15 protein-coding genes are annotated in these 17247 nt (G+C 68.8%); 7 read left to right on the top strand and 8 right to left on the bottom strand.

Annotation, left to right across the window (positions count from 1 at the left end; all coding sequences use genetic code 11):
* A partial coding sequence (locus Q0W60_RS06485; RefSeq protein ID WP_297693767.1) for an endonuclease/exonuclease/phosphatase family protein occupies positions 1 to 525 on the top strand: 525 nt, incomplete at its 5' end.
* Here Q0W60_RS06485 and Q0W60_RS06480 read toward each other — a convergent pair.
* Both Q0W60_RS06480 and Q0W60_RS06475 read right to left on the bottom strand, forming a co-directional pair.
* Positions 489 to 2006: a phospholipase D-like domain-containing protein gene (locus tag Q0W60_RS06480; RefSeq protein WP_297693766.1), complete on the bottom strand. Its 1518-nt coding sequence runs from the start codon at positions 2004 to 2006 to the stop codon at positions 489 to 491. The genes Q0W60_RS06485 and Q0W60_RS06480 overlap by 37 nt on opposite strands.
* A gap of 139 nt (positions 2007 to 2145) precedes the next feature.
* A complete protein-coding gene (locus tag Q0W60_RS06475) occupies positions 2146 to 2484 on the bottom strand; it encodes a hypothetical protein (RefSeq protein WP_297693765.1) in 339 nt (112 codons plus the stop codon).
* A gap of 229 nt (positions 2485 to 2713) precedes the next feature.
* On the opposite strand from Q0W60_RS06475, the gene Q0W60_RS06470 reads away from it, so the two are divergent.
* A complete protein-coding gene (locus tag Q0W60_RS06470) occupies positions 2714 to 2932 on the top strand; it encodes a DUF1289 domain-containing protein (RefSeq protein ID WP_297693764.1) in 219 nt (72 codons plus the stop codon).
* Between the two features lie 90 nt (positions 2933 to 3022).
* Positions 3023 to 3553 (top strand): TIGR02281 family clan AA aspartic protease, encoded by a 531-nt coding sequence (locus Q0W60_RS06465; RefSeq protein WP_297693763.1) that lies wholly within the window; start codon positions 3023 to 3025, stop codon positions 3551 to 3553.
* Here Q0W60_RS06465 and dusA read toward each other — a convergent pair.
* The gene (gene dusA, locus Q0W60_RS06460; RefSeq protein ID WP_297693762.1) at positions 3497 to 4495 is read right to left on the bottom strand and encodes a tRNA dihydrouridine(20/20a) synthase DusA; all 999 of its coding nucleotides are present in this window, start codon (positions 4493 to 4495) and stop codon (positions 3497 to 3499) included. The two genes, Q0W60_RS06465 and dusA, sit on opposite strands and share 57 nt — an antisense overlap.
* Before the next feature lie 1524 nt (positions 4496 to 6019).
* Between dusA and Q0W60_RS06455 the strand changes: the two genes are divergently transcribed.
* The gene (locus Q0W60_RS06455) at positions 6020 to 6484 is read left to right on the top strand and encodes a hypothetical protein (protein WP_297693761.1); all 465 of its coding nucleotides are present in this window, start codon (positions 6020 to 6022) and stop codon (positions 6482 to 6484) included.
* A 361-nt stretch (positions 6485 to 6845) separates the two neighbouring features.
* Here Q0W60_RS06455 and Q0W60_RS06450 read toward each other — a convergent pair whose 3' ends face one another.
* From Q0W60_RS06450 to putA, 5 genes are all read right to left on the bottom strand, one after another.
* Positions 6846 to 8051, bottom strand: a complete 1206-nt coding sequence (locus Q0W60_RS06450; protein WP_297693769.1) for an FAD-binding domain — start codon at positions 8049 to 8051, stop codon at positions 6846 to 6848.
* A gap of 324 nt (positions 8052 to 8375) precedes the next feature.
* On the bottom strand, positions 8376 to 8786 hold the full coding sequence (locus Q0W60_RS06445; RefSeq protein ID WP_297693760.1) for a MaoC/PaaZ C-terminal domain-containing protein: 411 nt from the start codon (positions 8784 to 8786) through the stop codon (positions 8376 to 8378).
* A 1-nt stretch (position 8787) separates the two neighbouring features.
* A complete protein-coding gene (locus tag Q0W60_RS06440; protein ID WP_297693759.1) occupies positions 8788 to 9312 on the bottom strand; it encodes a MaoC family dehydratase N-terminal domain-containing protein in 525 nt (174 codons plus the stop codon).
* A 58-nt stretch (positions 9313 to 9370) separates the two neighbouring features.
* A complete protein-coding gene (locus Q0W60_RS06435; protein WP_297693758.1) occupies positions 9371 to 10789 on the bottom strand; it encodes an AMP-binding protein in 1419 nt (472 codons plus the stop codon).
* Between the two features lie 33 nt (positions 10790 to 10822).
* Positions 10823 to 13918 carry a bifunctional proline dehydrogenase/L-glutamate gamma-semialdehyde dehydrogenase PutA gene (putA, locus tag Q0W60_RS06430; RefSeq protein ID WP_297693757.1) on the bottom strand — a complete coding sequence of 1032 codons (3096 nt, stop codon included), beginning with the start codon at positions 13916 to 13918 and terminating at the stop codon, positions 10823 to 10825.
* A 245-nt stretch (positions 13919 to 14163) separates the two neighbouring features.
* On the opposite strand from putA, the gene Q0W60_RS06425 reads away from it, so the two are divergent.
* The 3 genes from Q0W60_RS06425 (at position 14164) to Q0W60_RS06415 (ending at position 17196) form a co-directional block, all read left to right on the top strand.
* The gene (locus tag Q0W60_RS06425; protein WP_297693756.1) at positions 14164 to 14352 is read left to right on the top strand and encodes a DUF3008 family protein; all 189 of its coding nucleotides are present in this window, start codon (positions 14164 to 14166) and stop codon (positions 14350 to 14352) included.
* Positions 14353 to 14463: 111 nt separating this feature from the next.
* Positions 14464 to 15987 carry an amidase gene (locus Q0W60_RS06420; protein ID WP_297693754.1) on the top strand — a complete coding sequence of 508 codons (1524 nt, stop codon included), beginning with the start codon at positions 14464 to 14466 and terminating at the stop codon, positions 15985 to 15987.
* A 45-nt stretch (positions 15988 to 16032) separates the two neighbouring features.
* The gene (locus tag Q0W60_RS06415; protein WP_297693751.1) at positions 16033 to 17196 is read left to right on the top strand and encodes an acyl-CoA dehydrogenase family protein; all 1164 of its coding nucleotides are present in this window, start codon (positions 16033 to 16035) and stop codon (positions 17194 to 17196) included.
* The last annotated feature ends 51 nt before the right edge of the window (positions 17197 to 17247 follow it).

The raw sequence follows: 17247 nt of genomic DNA, 5'->3' as shown, positions 1-17247 counted from the left end.
GCGCTCACCGTCGAGGAGGAGCGCTATGGCGACGCGATCCTCACCTGCTTCCCGGAGCGGCTGGTGCAGGTGGGTCCGCTGCCGGGCTACGAGCGCATACCGCAGCTCGAGCCCCGCGGTGCGCTCTGGGTGGAAGTGGAGGTCGAGGGCAAGCCGCTGCAGGTGATCAACACCCACCTCGGCCTCGTGCCGCGCGAGCAGCAGATCCAGGCCCGCTGGCTCGCCAGCCCCGTCTGGCTGGAGCATCCGCAATGCCAGGGGGCCAAGATCCTGCTCGGCGACTTCAACGCGACCGGCGCGTCGCTGGTCTACCGGACGCTCAGCGCCAAGCTGCAGCCGGCGCGCCGGCTGAGCCCGAAGTCCGGCCCGACCTCGACCTTTCCTTCGCCGCTGCCGGTGCTGCGCATCGACCACCTGTTCGTCAGCCGCGAGGTCACCGTCACCGACGTCTTCGCCCCGTTCGACCCGATGACGCGCGTCGCCTCGGATCACCTGCCGCTGGTGATGGATTTCGAGCTGGAGTGAGCCGGGCGCCGGGCGTCGGCGATCTCCCGCGCCTCCCGGATCAGGCGCTCACGCCTGCGGCCGAGGCGCCACGAGTCGGAGACGTCGGAGGGGTCACCCAGGTGATATGCGGCGATGAACTCGCCGACCGCGCTCATCTTCGGCGGCTCGATCGGCGCCAGGCGGCCGTCGCGGTTCAGGGCGTCGATCGCCGCGCCCAGGCCGCCGAACTCGACGCACGCCTTGGCCACCGCGTCGCCCGTCACGCCCATGAAGTGGCCGACCAGCCGGTCGCGGAAGGCGCTGATGGTGAGCCGCTCGTCCTCGCCTTCGCGCTGGATTCCGAGCTCGCACTCGGTGTCGAAACCGCCTGAGCGGTTATTGAGGTTGGCCGAGCCCACCCGGGCGATGCGGTCATCGAAGACGCTCACCTTCGAGTGGACGATGATGGTCTCGCGTCCCGAGGTCACCGGGCAGTAGGCGCGGAAGCGGCCGAACACGTCGGCCGCGCGCAGCCGCCAGATCATCGTCCCGCGGGCCCGGTCCATGGTGAGGTGGTCGAACCAGCTGGGCGCCTTCTGGGTCGAGACGAGCACGACCTCCGGTCCGTCGGGCTCAGCCAGCCGCGCGGCCAGGGCCTCGGTGATGAGCGGCGAGGTGAAGTACTGGTTCTCCAGGTAGATGATGCGCTTCGCCTCGGCGATGCAGGCGAGGTTGAGCTTGCGGACCTCATCGATCATCGGCCGACCCTTCCAAGCCGGCTCGGTGCGAGCGATCGCGACCTCGGCGCCCAGCATGTGCGCGGGCACGTGGTCGGGCCAGGGATCGCCGCCGGCGTCCTCCGGGACGGACAGGATCTCGCCGGTGGCGCGCCACCAGCGCTCGCGGGCAAGCTCGCCAAGCGCGCGGGCCGCGGCGCCGTCGACCATCATCATCACCTCGTGCCGGGGCGCGTGCTCCTCCTGCTTCGGCATGATGCGCCGGTGGTCCTCGTCGAGGTGGCCGGGGCTGTCCCAGCGGTCCACGGAGATGTCGCCGCCCCCGCAGAAGGCGAGGCGGTCGTCGATCAGCAGCACCTTCTGGTGATGGCAGGCGCCGAACGGCACGGCATCGTCCAGCAGGAACGTCACCGGCGTGTTCTTGAAATAGCGACGCGCCTTGTGCGGGAAGAACTCCTGGCTGGCGCTGATCGGCAGGGCCGACTTCCAGATCAGCAGGCGGATGTCGAGCTCGGGCCGGGCGCGCGCGAGCTCGACCAGGATGCGGCCCACCTCGTCGGGATCGTCGGGCCCGTCATAGCCGTCGGGGAACATGCGTGTGCGCGGATCGAAGCCCCAGCCGAGGAGCAGGATCGAACGGCGCGCTTTGATGATCGCCTCGAACGCGGCGGTGAAGAAGGCCTCGTTGTCGATCAGAAAGGCGGCGCGTTCGGCGCGCGCCGTTCGCCAGCAGGTCTCGCCAGGCCGGAAAACCGTCTCGCTGGGTTCGTCGCCGCGCCGCATCAGGTCCCAACTGAAAGCCGGCGGACAGGGTGGGTTCCGGCGACCCGGCGCGCAAGCCGGAGCAAGGCGGCTGTGCGCGAAAAAAAGAGCCCGCCGGCGAGGGACCGGCGGGCGGGCCAGGCGACCCAGGCTTGGGGTCTTAGCGGGCGGTCGCGGGCGCGCCGCCCCCGTTCATGTAGGCGGTGCAAGGGCCGGCGAGCTCGGCGCTCAGCTTATCCTTCATGTTGCCGTCTCTCGCTTGGTGCTGGGCGCGGTCCCGCTCCTCGGTGGCGCGCGCCAGGATGATGGGATCGCGCGAGCGGCCCTCCACCTTGATGAAGGCGTCCAGGCCGGTGGCGTCGGCCGTGCCCAGGGCGACCGCCAGGCCCTTGCAGCGGTTGGCCTTCAGGTAATCCAGATCGCTCACGCGGTTCGATGCAACCGCGGTCCCGGCGATGGCGACGCTCACGACGGTGAGCGCAATGGCGGCGACCTTCATGTGGGTTTCTCCCTGCGAACAGCCCATGGGAATCTGGCCGCGACCCAGCAGAGCTTCAAATGAACAACAGGCAATGTTCAATGTTTTCGGGTTAAACTTCTGAAAGACTCGCATCGTTTTACTTGAATTCCTGAAACTCTTGTAATCTTGGACGGCGAGGTCCAATGCGCGGCGGGCTGGCTGAGCGACTGGCGGCGGGGCAAAAGCTCGCCTAGGCTTTGCGTCCGAGATGAGCCAGCCGCGCAAGCCCCCTGCCCCGATCAAGACGCCCTGCATCCAGGTCTGCGTGGTGGACGGCGAGAGCGGCCTGTGCCTCGGATGCCATCGCACCCTGGCCGAGGTGGCGGCCTGGGCGCGCTTTTCGGAGGCGGAGCGAGAGCGGATCATGGCGGAACTGCCGTCACGCCGCGGCCGCATCCGTCCGGAGAAGCTGGGCCTCTTCGGCTGACCACCGCGCGTTCATTCCTTGCAAACGTCCCGGCGTTAACCTCAGCCCTCGCATCGCGCCCGCCGACGGGCCGCGGAGGTGGATGTTCGGGTGTCCGACGTGTTGAAGCTGGGCGTCCTGGCGGCGACCGTCGCCGCGGCCTCCGCGGCCGGGGCCGCAGCGGTGCTTGCCCTCTCGCCGCAACCCTTCGAGCTGCGCGCCGCCCGGGCGGCGTCGGCGCTGAGAACGACGCACGCCGCCGGCGCGTCCGCGCACGTTCCGCAAGCCATTCCGAAGTCAGGCGACGGCCACTACTGGGCCGACGGCGAGGTCAACGGCCGCACGGTGCGCTTCCTGGTGGACACCGGCGCGACGGCCGTCGCGCTGACGCCGCAGGACGCGCAGCGTCTGGGCGTCGACCCGGCCGCCTTGCGCTACGGCTATCGCGTGGTCACCGCAGGCGGACAGATCCGGGCGGCGTCGGTGAAGCTGGCCAGCATCACCGTGGCTGGCGCGCGGGTCGACAACGTCGACGCCCTGGTGATCGAGAAGGGCCTCGACACCTCGCTGCTGGGCATGACCTACCTAGGCCGCCTCTCCCGCTTCGAGGCCGGCCGCGGCGGCCTGGTGCTGCAACCCTGAGACGGCGGCGAGCGCGCGGTCGATCACCTCGAGCCCCGCCCCCGGCCTCACGCCCTCGACGGTGAGGATGCGCCGCCAGGTCCGGGCTCCCGGGGCGCCGTGGAACAGCCCCAGCATGTGCCGCGTCATGGCCGCCAGATGCGTCCCATGCGCCAGCTCGCGGGCCACGTAGCTGCGGTAGCGGTCCACCGCCTCGAAGCAGTCGACCTGCCGATCGTCTCCGAAGATCCGCCGGTCGGCTTCGCCCAGCAGGCCCGGCGTGCGGTAGGCGGCGCGGCCGAGCATCACCCCGTCCACATGCGCGAGATGCGCTTCGGCCTCATCCAGCGAGCCGACGCCGCCGTTGATCACGATGATGAGCGCCGGTCGCTCGCGCTTCAGCCTGTAAACCAGCGGGTAGTCGAGCGGCGGGACCTCGCGGTTGGCCTTCGGCGAAAGGCCTTCCAGCCAGGCCTTGCGGGCGTGCACGGTGAAGCGGCGAACGCCCGCCTGGGCGCAGAGGTCGACGAGGCGAAACAGGCTCTCCTCCGGCTCCTGCTCGTCGACGCCGATGCGGCACTTCACCGTCGCCTCGACCTTCACCGCCGCGCGGATTGCGGCCATGCCCTCGGCGACCAGCTCGGGCTCCTTCATCAGGCAGGCGCCGAAACGGCCGGACTGCACCCGGTCAGAGGGACACCCGACATTGAGGTTGATCTCGTCGTAGCCCTCCGCCTCGGCGATGCGGGCGGCGCGTGCGAGCTCGCCCGGATCTGAGCCGCCCAGCTGCAGGGCGACCGGATGCTCGACGGGGTCGAAGGCCAGCAGCCGCGCCCGGTCCCCGTGCAGCACCGCGCCGGTGGTCAGCATTTCGGTGTAGAGCAGCGCGCGCGATGACAGCATACGATGCAGGACGCGGCAGTGCCGATCCGTCCAGTCCATCATGGGGGCCACGGATAACATATTGATTTTATTTATGAACTACTGAAGCGATCCAGTTTGCAAGATTTCTCATTTAAATTTCATGCAAATTGCAAGCGCTCCGCGCGGGTTGGACGTCCCACGCGTGAGACGCGGGGCAAGAACAGACTTCCCGAGTGAGGCAATATCGGACCAGAGCTTTGTCGCCCGCAGCTAGGCGTCGCCAACGCGCCTCTCGGAGTCGACCTTTGGCCACCGCACATAGGCAAACGCCCAAAGGCCGAACCAGCCGACGATCGGGACAACGCTCAGAATCGCCCACCAAGGACTGAGGCCGGCACGGGACAGGGCCTTGGCGGCCGGGATCACGGTTGCAAGCGCAGCCAGGAGGACGATCCAATGCCAGATTGATAGAGTGCCCACATTTCCTCCGATTGTCGGAAATCCATTCCGAGCGCCTGCGTGGCCACCGGGCGACGGCAGGCGAACCAAACTACCGCATGGGAATGCGGTGTCAAGAACATATAGGGAACTTAGGCTCCGGCGCGCGCCTGTGGCCTATGGGTTTCCTCCCTGGTTCGAACTGCTTCGGAGCATGTTGTTCATGTTTTGTTCTTGACTGGATGACCTCGATCCGATAGGATGCAGGGCTGGCGAACGCCCGGTCACGGGCACGGCAGTGTGCCTAATCAATCGAATCTATTGGTGGGGGGATTTGGGATGGCAGGAGCCTTTGGTGATCGCTTGCGCCAGCTTGAAGACGAGAAGGATCGCTGGTTTCGAGACCGCAGCGCGCAAGCGTCACGACTACAGCAAGATCTCGAGAATGCTGGTCGAGAGGCTTGGAACGCAGCAACCCGAGCGGGCGTCGATCTTGTTGCGCGCACGCCCCAAGAACTTCGGGCGTTGGGCGCGCGTGTTCTTGATGGCCAGCACCAAGCGCCTTCAATGCCGGGCACGCCTAGCCCGCCCGTAAGTCGCAATCGCCAACCGAGCAGCCGCGAGCCTGCGACACTCGCCTCACAACCCTCCCATCTCACCAAGCCTTCGGGGGTCAACGACGGAGTGTGGAGCGCCGTAATGCAGGCGGACGCGGCCGTTCGGGGAGCCGCGAATGTCCTGACCTTCGGTGGAGCCGATCACTTCGCGGCAGGTATGGACGCCTTGGTCGGCGGAGGTCTCGATCACTGGCGGCAACGCTATGACGCCAACCTCGCTCAGGAACGGGCTCGCGACCGATATGACGCCCTGAATCGCTCAAACGCGCAGGCGGCGGGACAGGTCGGGGGAACACTCCTGGGCCTGGGACTGGTCGGTCCAGCCGATGGCGCGCTCGCTGTAGCTCCGCGCCTCCCAGGTGCGGCGGGCCTGACGGGTCGGGAGGCCGCAGCTGTATTGGGCGCGGGAGCCATGACTGGTCTCGGAATGCAGACAGCATCGGATGTCGCCGCTGGAGGACGACGCTCTTCGTTTGGCGACAAGGCGGGCGCGGCGCTCGGCGGCGCTGCGGGCGCCGCGGCCCTCCCATTGGGACCCGGACGAGCGGGGGCGGTCGGGGGTTGGGTTATGTCCGCAGCCCAGGATGCGTTCAATGGCCGACCGATCTCATTGGATCACGCAGGCGAAGGCGCCCTCGCCGGCAATCTTTTCGGAGGGCTGGCGGGCAGGATCGGGACAGGCACCGCAAATGACCTGTCATCGTCTGCGAAGGGCCGCCTGGGCGAAGCGATGGGCGACGTGAGAAGCACCATAAATGGCCAGCGAAGGGTGTGGGCGCCGAAGTCCCGCGACTACATCGCCGAGGACGACTACTGGTATCCGGACGCTCGGGGCGGCTCGACAAGGTTTGAGGACAAATTCGGGTACGGCGCTGAGCTCTCCCCAAATCAGGCTCGAGCCCAGGTCGTATTGGGGCCGGGCCTCAAGCTCTACCATTTCACGCCCGACGACATTGGCGGACTTGTGAGCGTACCTGCGACCGCCGCCAGCTCCCAAGCGGTTAATGGCAACGCGCGCGATCTACCTCGCTAGCCAGCGTCAGACCTGATCGATCTCAGTATCTTTATCTCCTCCAGACGCCGGATCAGACCGCCCAAATCTGCGAGCAAATGCGAGATTTTACGAGAACTGCGTGCACAGGATTGCACACGCGCCTCGCTAAGTCGTTGAAAAGACTGTCCCGTACGCCCAGTCCATCATAGGTGCAGCAGATAACATATTGGTTTTATTGACGAAAGTCGTCCGAAATCCGCCCTCTGGGAGACTGGATTGATTGTATGAGTATTTGCAATCACTTGCGCCGCAGTTGTGGGCAATTGAGAGCAATCGGTCGGCGCCAGCGGGGAGTCCGTCGGCAGGTCCGCCAGCAGATCCCCACATGGTCGACGCGCCATCAGCCTGGCGTCCTCACTGACGAGTTCCGGTTCATCGACCGGCCGAAGTCCGGCAAGACGAAATCGTCCCTCATCTGCGCGCCGACCAGCAGGCCCGGCACGCCGGGGATCGCCATGAGCTTCGTAGCCTGGTTGCGGAGCCACACACCGAGCGCGGTGCGCGGCGTGAAGGAGCTGGCGAACTCCCGCGCCGATTTCTGCTTGCCGTCGATGAAACGCCGCAATCGCCCCTCGTATGCGGCGAAGGCGCTGGCGTAGTCGGTCGATTCGCACAGTTCGCCGGCGAGGACATAGGCTTCGGTCATGCCAAGCCCCGTGCCCTCCCCCGCCACCAGCGAGACACACGCGGCCGCATCGCCCACCAGCGCGACTCGTCCCTTCGACCACGCCGGCATCGATATCTGGCTAACGCGGTCGAAGTAGAGGTCATTGACGTCGACCAGCGCCTGTCTGACCGCCGGCCATTCCCATTGAGCGTCGGCGAAAACGTCGAGCAAGGCCGCCTTTCGCTCTTCAGGGCTCTCGGGCTCTCGGCCATTGAGATGTTCAGCGGCGAACACGAGGAGGAACATCGTCCGGTCGGCCCGTTGGGCGAAACGGAAGATCTGCCGGCCCGGGTAGCCGTAGCTCACGTAGGCCAGCTCGTCGCGGGGCAGGTAGCCTTTAGCGTCGAAGGCCGCGACGTAGTAGCCGATATGACGCTCGAACTGCTTGTCGGGACCGAAGACCAGCCGCCGAACATTGGAATGCAGGCCGTCAGCCCCGATCACGAGGTCGTAGGTCTCCGAGCGGCCATCGGAGAAGCCAACACGCACGCCATGGGCGCCCTCTGCTATCCGATCGATGCTGACCCCGAACCAGGTGGCGACGTCGCCGCCCAACGCCTCGTAGAGCAGCGCGGCGAGGTCGCCTCGCGGCAAGCTCGTGAAGCGGTCGCCGAGTTCACGGCTCATCGTCTGCGCCGAAACGCGGCCCACGCTGCGACCGCTCCCATCGACGTACCGAACTTCCTGCAGGTCGTAGCCCACGGCGCGGACAGCCGGAACGAGGCCCATCCGCTCGGCGACGTCGTACCCCACGCCCCAGAAATCGATCATGTAGCCGCCGGTGCGCAGCGCCGCGGCCGCTTCGATCAGCGTCGGCTGATGCCCGCCTCGCCGCAGCCAGTAGGCCAAGGCGGGGCCTGCGACACCAGCGCCGCTGATGGCGATTCTCAGGCCGCGGGCCAGGGGTACGCGCTCGGCCCAGGAGAGCCGCCCTCCCGGCGATCAAACTCGATGCGCTCGACCAGCTGCTGATGGCTGACGGGCATCATGTCTTGATCCGCCCCCTGAAACGGACCGACCGATTACATCATCTCGTGAGTTGATGGAACCGCGCGCCGCCGAGCGAAGCGTCATGGGCCCCGATGGTGGCGCCTCAGCCGATCTTCACCTTGCCGCCAGGCTCGAACGCAGTCCATCATCGGGGCGACGGAGAGCCTATGGGGCGGCGTGCTGTCATGCGCGCCGCCCTCTAGCCGGAGTCAGCTAGGGGTCGACGCGCGCCTCAGCGTAGCCGGAGAGCACCTCCACCCCGTCCTGGTTCCGGGTCGAGACGTCGAGCTCGACGAGGTCGCCGTTGACCGCCTTGACCGTCGCGGTCGCCTCGAGCGTGTCGCCCGGCCAGACCTGGCTCGTGAAGCGCACGCCGTACTTGGTCAGCCTCGCGTCGCCGACGTAGTCGGTCAGCATCTTGCCCGTCATGCCCATGGTCAGCATGCCGTGGGCGAAGACGCTCGGGTATCCCGCCACCTTGGTGGTGAAGACCTCGTCGGTGTGCAGCGGGTTGTAGTCTCCCGAGGCGCCCGCGTACTGGACGATCTGGGTCCGCTTCAGATCCTCGACGATCCGGGCAGTGTGGGTTTCGCCCACCGTCAGTTGGCTTGCCTTCAGCGCCATCTCAAGCCTCCGCCTTCTCGGACTTCGACGCCGCCGGCTGGTCGACCGGCCGCTCGGTGCGCACGCCCACGCCGCGGGCGGTAATGACGAGTTCGCCGTTCTGGTCCCGGTATTCGGTGATGCTTTCGGAGAAGATCAGCTTGCCGGAGCGGCGGCCCTCCTTCTCCCAGGTCTTGCCCGGCTTGACCGTCGCAGTCAGCACGTCGCCCGGCCGGATGTGCCGGTGGTACTCGAAGTGCTGCTCGGCGTGCAGGCCGCCACCGCCACCGCCGCCGCCGCCCGAGGCGCGCTGGATTCCCGTTGGGTTCTTCCCCGAGCCGAACCAGGGCTGGCCGACCTTGGGCCGCAGGAAATAGTCCGGGTCGAACTGGGCCGACGACTGCGGGAAGGTGGGCGGGGCGATGATCCCCCTGGCTTCCGTCGTCTTGGCATAGTCCTCGTCGTAATAGACCTTGTTGTCGTCGCCCACGCTGCGGGCGAACATCATGATGTGCCCCGCCTCGATGGGGAATCTCTTCGCGGCCATGGCGCTCCCTCACGCTTTCTTGGGTCCGCGCCACCTCAGCCGAGGGACGGGGCCGCCGTCAATCGGAAGCTGCCTGAGCGAAGAGGTCCTTGAAGCGGTCTCGCAGCAGGTTCTTTTGCACCTTGCCCATGGCGTTGCGAGGCAGGTCGTCGACGAACACCATGCGTTTCGGCGTCTTGTAGGCGGCGAGCCGCCGCCGCGCCTCCGCGATGATTGCGCCTTCTTCTCCGCGTCCAAGGACCACCGCCACCACGCCTTCGCCGAAATCGGGATGCGGCACGCCTATGACTGCGCTTTCGGCCACGCCCGTCAGCTCGTCGATCACAAGCTCGATCTCCTTCGGATAGACGTTGTAGCCGCCGGAGATGATCAGGTCCTTCGCGCGTCCGGAGATCCAGACCCGCCCGTCCGCATCCCGGCGGCCGACGTCGCCGGTGACGAACCAGCCGTCGGCTGTGAACTCCTCGGCCGTCTTCTCCGGATTGCGCCAATAGCCCGCGAACACCGAGGGGCCGCGGATCTCAATGACACCCGTCTGATCGCCCCCGGCGATCCGCAGCTCGACACCAGGCAAGGGATAGCCGACGGAGCCCGCGATCCGCTCGCCCTGCAGCGGGTTGGAGGTGATGATCACCGCCTCGCTCATGCCGTAACGCTCCAGGATGCGCATGCCGGTCCGCGCCTCGAGCTCGGCGAAGGTCGACGGCAACAGCGGCGCCGAGCCGGAGATGAACAGGCGCATGTGGCCGGCCGCCTCGCGCGTGAAGGCGGAGTTGGCCATCAGGCGCGTGTAGAACGTGGGCACCCCCATCATCACGGTCGCCTTGGGCAGGGCGGCCAGCACCTCGGCCTCGCCGAACTTGGCGAGCCAGATCATCGGCGCGCCCGAGAGGAAGGCGCAGTGCATCGCCACGAACAGACCATGGACGTGGAAGATCGGAAGAGCGTGCAGCAGGACGTCGGCGCGCGAGAACCCCCAGATCTCATGCAGCGCGACGGCGTTGGCCGCCAGATTGCCATGGCTCAGCATCGCCCCCTTCGAGCGGCCGGTGGTGCCCGAGGTGTAGATGATCGCCGCCAGATCGCCGGCGCCGCGCGGCGTCGCCTTGGCGAGCGGCTCGGCGGCCTCGGCTTCGGCGAGGAAGCCCGGCGCATCGGTGATGAGCACGCGGGGTTCGGCGTCGGCGCGGAAATAGGCGATCTCAGCTTCGGTGTAGGCCGGATTGAGCGGCAGAAAGACCGCGCCCACTTTCAGCGCCGCCAGGTAGATCATCACGGCTTGCGGGCTCTTCTCAGCCTGCAGCGCCACCCGATCCCCCGGCCGCACGCCCTTGGCGACCAGCAGGCCCGCGGCCCGCGAGGTTCCCGCCTCCAGCGCGCCATAGCTGATCTCCGAACCGTCGGCGAACACGAAGCAGGATTGGCTGCGATCGTCGGGAAATCCGCCCGCCAACAGCTCGTAGAGGTTCTCGCTCATCGCCGGCGCTCTTAGCGCCGATGTCCGCGCGCGTCAGGTCCCGAGGTTGAGCAGCGCCGGATCGCCGCCCTGGGCGGCGATGTTGACGCTGACCGCCCGCTCGAGCGCATAGCGCAACAGCGCGTGCGGGCCGCCGGCCTTCGGCCCTGTGCCCGACAGCCCCTCGCCGCCGAACGGCTGGACGCCCACCACCGCCCCGATGATCGAGCGGTTCACGTAGAAGTTGCCCGCCGGGACTGCGCGCTGCACCGCCTCGGCGAACGCCTCCAACCGGGAGTGGACCCCGAGCGTGAGCCCATAGCCGGCCGCGACGAGCGGGGCGGCCGCCTGGTCCAGCTTCGACGGGTCGTAGCGGACCACGTGCAGAATCGGCCCGAACACCTCGCGCTGCAGGAATGCGGCCGACGGGATCTCCGACAGCACGGGGCCGAAGAACCGCCCGCCCTTCGGAGCGCGCAAGCGGTGGAGCACCTTCGCCTCGCGCTCGAGCCGCCGCAGGTGTCTGACGAGGGCGGTCCGCGCCGCCTCATCGATCACCGGCCCGACATCGACGGCGGGATCGGCCGGATCTCCCAGCACAAGGGCGTCCATCGCGCCCGCGAGCCCGAAGATCAGAGCGTCGGCTGTCTCGTGCGGCAGGAACAGGATGCGCAAGGCCGAGCAGCGCTGGCCGGCCGAGCCGAATGCCGAGATCAGCACGTCGTCGATCACCTGTTCGCGCAGCGCCGTGGTGTCGAGGAACATGGCGTTCAGCCCGCCCGTTTCGGCGATGAAGGGAATGATCGGGCCTTGGCGCGCCGCCAGCGCGCGGTTGATCGCCCAGGCGGTGTCCGTCCCGCCGGTGAAGGCCACGCCCGCGCAGTCGGGATGCGCCACCAGCGCCTGGCCGATCGTCTCGCCGTCCCCGGGCAGCAGGTGCAGCAGGTCGGGATCGAGGCCCGCGGCATGGTAGAGCCTCACGGCCTCCGCTGCGATGATCGGCGTCTGCTCGGCGGGCTTGGCCAGCACGGCGTCGCCGGCGGCGAGCGCCGCTGCGATCTGGCCGGTGAAGATGGCGAGCGGAAAGTTCCAAGGGCTGATGCAGGCGAAGACCCCGCGGCCGTGCAGTGAGAAGCGGTTGGTCTCGCCGACTGGACCCTTCAGCGTCTCGGCCCCGGCGAAGTCGGTCTCGGCGATCCGGGCGTAGTAGCGGCAGAAGTCGGCGGCCTCGCGCACCTCGGCGATCGCGTCGGCCAGCGTCTTGCCGGCCTCCCGGACGCAGATCGCGATCAGCCGCTCGCGCTCGCCCTCCAGCGCCTCGGCCATGGCGCGCAGCACCTTGGCGCGGCGCTCGCCGCCCACATCGTCCCAGCCTGCCTGGGCCCGCTTGGCGGCCGCGTAGGCCCAATCTATCTGCTCGGGCGTAGCCGGCCAGGCTCGCCCGACCGAGCGGGAGACCTCGGCGGGCGAGACGCGTGTCTCGACCTCGCCCGCGGGCGCGAGTTGGCCGCTGAGGATCGGGCCGGCCTCCAGCACCTCGCCGTCCAGCGCGGCGATGGCGGTCGCGAGACGCTGGCGCTCGGCCGTGATCGATAGGTCCATGCCGAGCGAATTGCGGCGTCCCGGTCCATAGAGGTTCACGGGCAGCGGTATGCGCGGATGGGGGCCGGCTCCTGCCGCCTGCACGCCGTCGACCGGATCGGCGACCACCTTCTCTACCGGTGTCTTCTCGTCCAGCAGCGCGTGCACGAATGAGGTGTTGGCGCCGTTCTCCAGCAGCCGGCGGACGAGATAGGGCAGCAGGTCCTCGTGATTGCCCACCGGCGCGTAGACCCGCAGGGGGAAGTCACCGTAGCGCTCGTGAGCTGAGGCGTAGAGCGCCTCGCCCATGCCGTGCAGACGCTGGAACTCGCAAATGAGGTGCGCCTGCCGCGCCATCTCGCGCACCGCAGCCAGCGTGTGAGCGTTGTGGGTCGCGAACTGGCCATAGAGGTGAGGCGCGGCGGCGAACAGGGCGCGCGCGCAGACCAGGTAGGAGAGGTCGGTCGCAGCCTTCGTCGTGTAGACGGGATAGCCAGGAAGGCCCGCCACCTGGGCGCGCTTGATCTCCGAGTCCCAATAGGCGCCCTTGACCAGGCGGACCATCAGACGCCGGCCGCTGGTCCGTGCGATCGCCGCGACCGCCTCGATCGCCTCGGGCGCCCGCTTCTGATACGCCTGAACGGCGAGGCCCAGCCCCCGCCAGGTCCCGAGCTCCGCCTCGCGCGCCAGCCGCTCCAGCAGCTTCAGCGAGATCACCAGCCGGTCGGCCTCCTCGGCGTCCAGGGTCAGATTGAGGTCAGCCGCGGCGGCCAGCACCGCCAGGCGCTTGAGGCGCGGGTAGAGCTCGACCCAGACGCGGGCCTCCTCGCGCGCCTCATAGCGCGGCGAGAGCGCGGAGAGCTTGACAGAGACGCCGTGCCCAGCCTCCGGGCCGCGCCCGTTCGCCGGCTTGCCGACCGTGGCGATGGCTGCCGCGTAGGCCGCCTCGTAGCGCTCGGCGTCGGCGGCGGTGCGCGCGCCCTCGCCCAGCATGTCGAACGAGCAGACGAAGCCCTCGTCGCGAGCGCGCCTGATCGCCGCCGCGATCGTGCGGCCGAGCACGAACTGCTCGCCCATGATCCGCACGGCGGCGCCCACCGCCTGCCGGATCATCGGCTCGCCAAGCCGCCCGGCCAGCCTGCGTATGAAGCCCGGCAGATCGTCGCGCGCCTCCTCGTCGGGCTCCATCAGCCGACCGGTCAGCATCAGGCTCCAGGTGGAGGCGTTGACCAGCAACGAGTCCGAGCGGCCGACGTGGCTCGCCCAGTCGGCGGAGGCGATCTTTTCGGCGATCAGCCGGTCGCGGGTCTCCTCGTCGGGCGTGCGAAGCAGCGCCTCGGCCAGGCACATCAGCGCCAGGCCCTCGCGAGTGGAGAGGCTGAACTCCTGCAGGAAGCTTTCCACGACGCCCTGCTTGCGGGCGCTTCGCCGGGCGGCGCGGACCAGGGCCTCGGCCTCGCCGCGCACCGCCCTGCGGTCCTCCGCGCTCAGCGGCTGGGCGGCCAGTGCGGCGGCGATCGCCGTCCGCTCGTCTGTGAACTTGCCCGCGTCCAGCTGGTCGAGATCCATGCCCTGCTCCGAATCCGCAGGCGCGATCATGACAAAGGCCGCGCGCACGTTCATGCCCAAGAACCGCGGAAAGCGGCGCGTCGGCGCGAGGGCCAGCCGGCAAATCCGCGGCGCTGGGCCGAGAGCATCGCTCGCTCGGCGCGATCGGGATCGGCGATCACCCCGCGCGCCCCGGCGACGCGCGGCCGTGAACCGGAGAGGCGCTTTCGAGTTGCATTCTCTCAGTGACACGGAAGGAGAAGACCATGCCCGCCAAGTCAAAGGCGCAGCAGAAGGCCGCCGGGGCGGCGCTGTCGGCCAAGCGCGGCGACACGCCGAAGTCGAAACTCAAAGGCCCCTCCAAGCACATGGCGCAATCCATGAGCGAGAAGGAGCTGGAGAAGATGGCCCACACCAAGCGCAAGGGGAAACCCGAGCACGCATCCCGGAGCTGAGCGCTCGCCGCACGCCGGCGCCCCTGATCCGAGGATTGCGCCCAGGCGGAATCGCGGGCCAAGCTGACCGCCGGCAGCGCGCCCGCGCGACGCCGGGTAAGGGGGCCGCCGATGACCAGCATCACCCGCCGCGAGTTCGCGGTTGCGCCCGTGGCGTTGGCGGTGGCGCGCCGGGCCGCAGCCGCCCCCAGGGCGAGCGCGCCCACCGCCGCCTGGCCGGACGCCACCGGGGTGGCCGACCTCGTCCGGCGCAAGGAGATCTCGGCGTCCGAGGCGGTGGAGGCGGCCATCGTCCGGGCGGAGGCCCTGCAGCCGGTCCTGAACCCCATCGTCAACTCCGACTTCGATCGCGCGCTCGACAAAGCCCAGGCTGGAACGCCGCCCGGCCCGTTCGGGGGCGTGCCCTTCCTGGTGAAGGACCTGGAGGACTATCGCGGCCTGCCGACGCGGGCGGGCTCCCGATCCCGCGCCGCCAGTGCGCCCGCCACGGCGCAGAAGCCCTACATCGACGCCTTTGACCGGGCGGGCCTGATCACGATCGGCAAGTCCGCGACGCCCGAATTCGGGCTCCTGCCGAGCACCGAGCCGCTCGCTACGGGCGTGACGCGCAACCCGTGGGATGTGACGCGTTCCACCGGCGGCTCCTCGGGCGGCACGGCCGCGGCCGTGGCCTCTGGACTCGTGCCCGTGGCGCACGGCACCGACGGCGGCGGCTCGATCCGCATTCCGGCATCGCACTGCGGCCTGTTCGGCCTGAAGCCCTCGCGGGGTCGCATGATCGGCACGCGCGGCGACACCAAGGTCACCGACTACGCCGTGCAGCACGTGCTTTCCCGCAGCGTGCGCGACAGCGCCGCGGTCTTCGCGCTCACCGAGGACACCGCGCCGGGGGCGCGCTACGCGCCCCTGGGCCTGGTCCGCGCGCCGATCCGCCGCAAACTGCGCGTCGGCCTGCTCATCGAGGACGGCCTCGGCCACAGCCCCTCGCCCGAGGTGGTCGCCGCCACGGAAAGCGCCGGCAAGCTGATGGCGAGCCTGGGGCATCATGTGGAGCCGACGCGCTGGCCTCACGACGGCGCCCGCTTCATGCAGGACTTCCTGCTGCTCTGGGCCTCGGACGCGGCGCGGACCGTCGAGGAGATCGCCAAGGCCGCCGGGCGTCCGCCGGATGAGACCATGTTCGAGCCCTTCACGCTCGGTCTGGTCGAGATGTTCCGCAAGACCCCGCAGAGCGACCTCGCCCCTGCCCTCCAGGGCCTGGAAGCCGCGGCGCTCGCCTACGACACCTGGTTTCCCGCCCATCTCTTGGACGTGGTGATCTCGCCCGTGCTGTCGACCCCACCGCCGCTGCTGGGCGAGATCGGCCCGAGCGTGCCGTTCGAGACGCTGGTCCCCCGGCTGATCGAGTACGTGGGCTATACGCCGCTGCACAACATCGCTGGCGCGCCGGCGATGAGCGTTCCGCTGTACTGGACCGAAGCGGGCCTGCCGGTTGGGACGATGTTCGCGGCGCGGGCGGGGCAGGAGCGGCTCTTGTTCGAGCTCGCCTATCAGCTGGAGCAGGCGCGGCCCTGGGCGCAACGCGCGCCGGGCGTGCATGCGCTCAGCATCCGGCAATCGCTTCGGCCCGCGTAGGCAGCGGCGGCGCGGCGGACTATCAGGAGCGCGGAGGAGCGCCCCATGGCCCATGACGCCGAGCCGAGCTATCCCGAGATCCGCGAGGCGATCCGCAAGCTCTGCGCCCGCTTCTCAGGTCCCTACTGGCGCGCACTCGACCGCGAGCGGGCCTATCCGACCGAGTTCGTCCAGGCGCTGACCGAGGCGGGCTTCCTGTCGGTGCTGATCCCGGAGGAATACGGCGGCTCGGGCCTCGGGCTCGCCGCGGCTGTGGCGATCCTCGAGGAGATCCACCGCTCCGGCTGCAACGGCGGCGCCTGCCACGCGCAGATGTACACCATGGGGGTGATCCTCAGGCACGGCTCGGCCGCCCAAAAGCAGGCGTACCTGCCGAAGATCGCCTCGGGCGAGCTTCGCCTGCAGGCATTCGGCGTCACCGAACCCGACGCCGGCACCGATACGACCCGCATCACCACCTTCGCCCGCCGCAAAGGCGGCAGCTACGTGGTCTCCGGCCGCAAGCTATGGATCTCGCGCGCCGAGCATTCGGACCTGATGGTGCTGCTCTGCCGCACCACGCCGCGGGACGAGGCGGCCAAGCCGTCGGACGGCATGAGCGTGCTGTTGGTGGACCTGCGCCAGGCGATCGGCAAGGGACTGACCATCCGGCCGGTTCGCACCATGCTGAACCACGCCACCACCGAACTGTTCTTCGAGGACCTGGAGGTCCCCGCGGGGAATCTGATCGGCGAGGAGGGGAAGGGATTCCGTTACATCCTCGACGGGATGAACGCCGAGCGGATCCTGATCGCGGCGGAGTGCATCGGCGACGCGGGTTTCTTCGTCGACCGCGCCAGCGCCTACGCCAAGGCGCGCGAAGTCTTCGGCCGGCCCATCGGAGAGAACCAGGGGATCCAGTTCCCGATCGCGCGCGCCTATGTGCAGGCGAGCGCCGCCGCGTTGATGGTCGACAAGGCGGCCGCCCTGTTCGAGGCGGGAGCACCCTGCGGGACCGAAGCCAACATGGCCAAGCTCTTGGCCTCGGAGGCGTCCTGGTACGCGGCAGATGTTTGCCTGCAGACCCACGGGGGCTTCGGTTTCGCCGAGGAGTTCGACATCGAGCGCAAGTTCCGCGAGACGCGCCTCTACCAAGTGGCCCCGATCTCCACGAACCTGATCCTCAGCCACGTGGCGACCCACGTGCTCGAGCTTCCGAAGTCGTTCTAGAACCGCAGCCAGCCGCCCCGCGCGCGCCTTGACGCGCGGTTAACCACGCCC

The sequence above is a fragment of the Phenylobacterium sp. genome, assembly GCF_025934275.1.
Taxonomy (GTDB): Bacteria; Pseudomonadota; Alphaproteobacteria; order Caulobacterales; family Caulobacteraceae; genus Phenylobacterium.
This window is presented reverse-complemented; position numbering and strand designations above follow the sequence as displayed.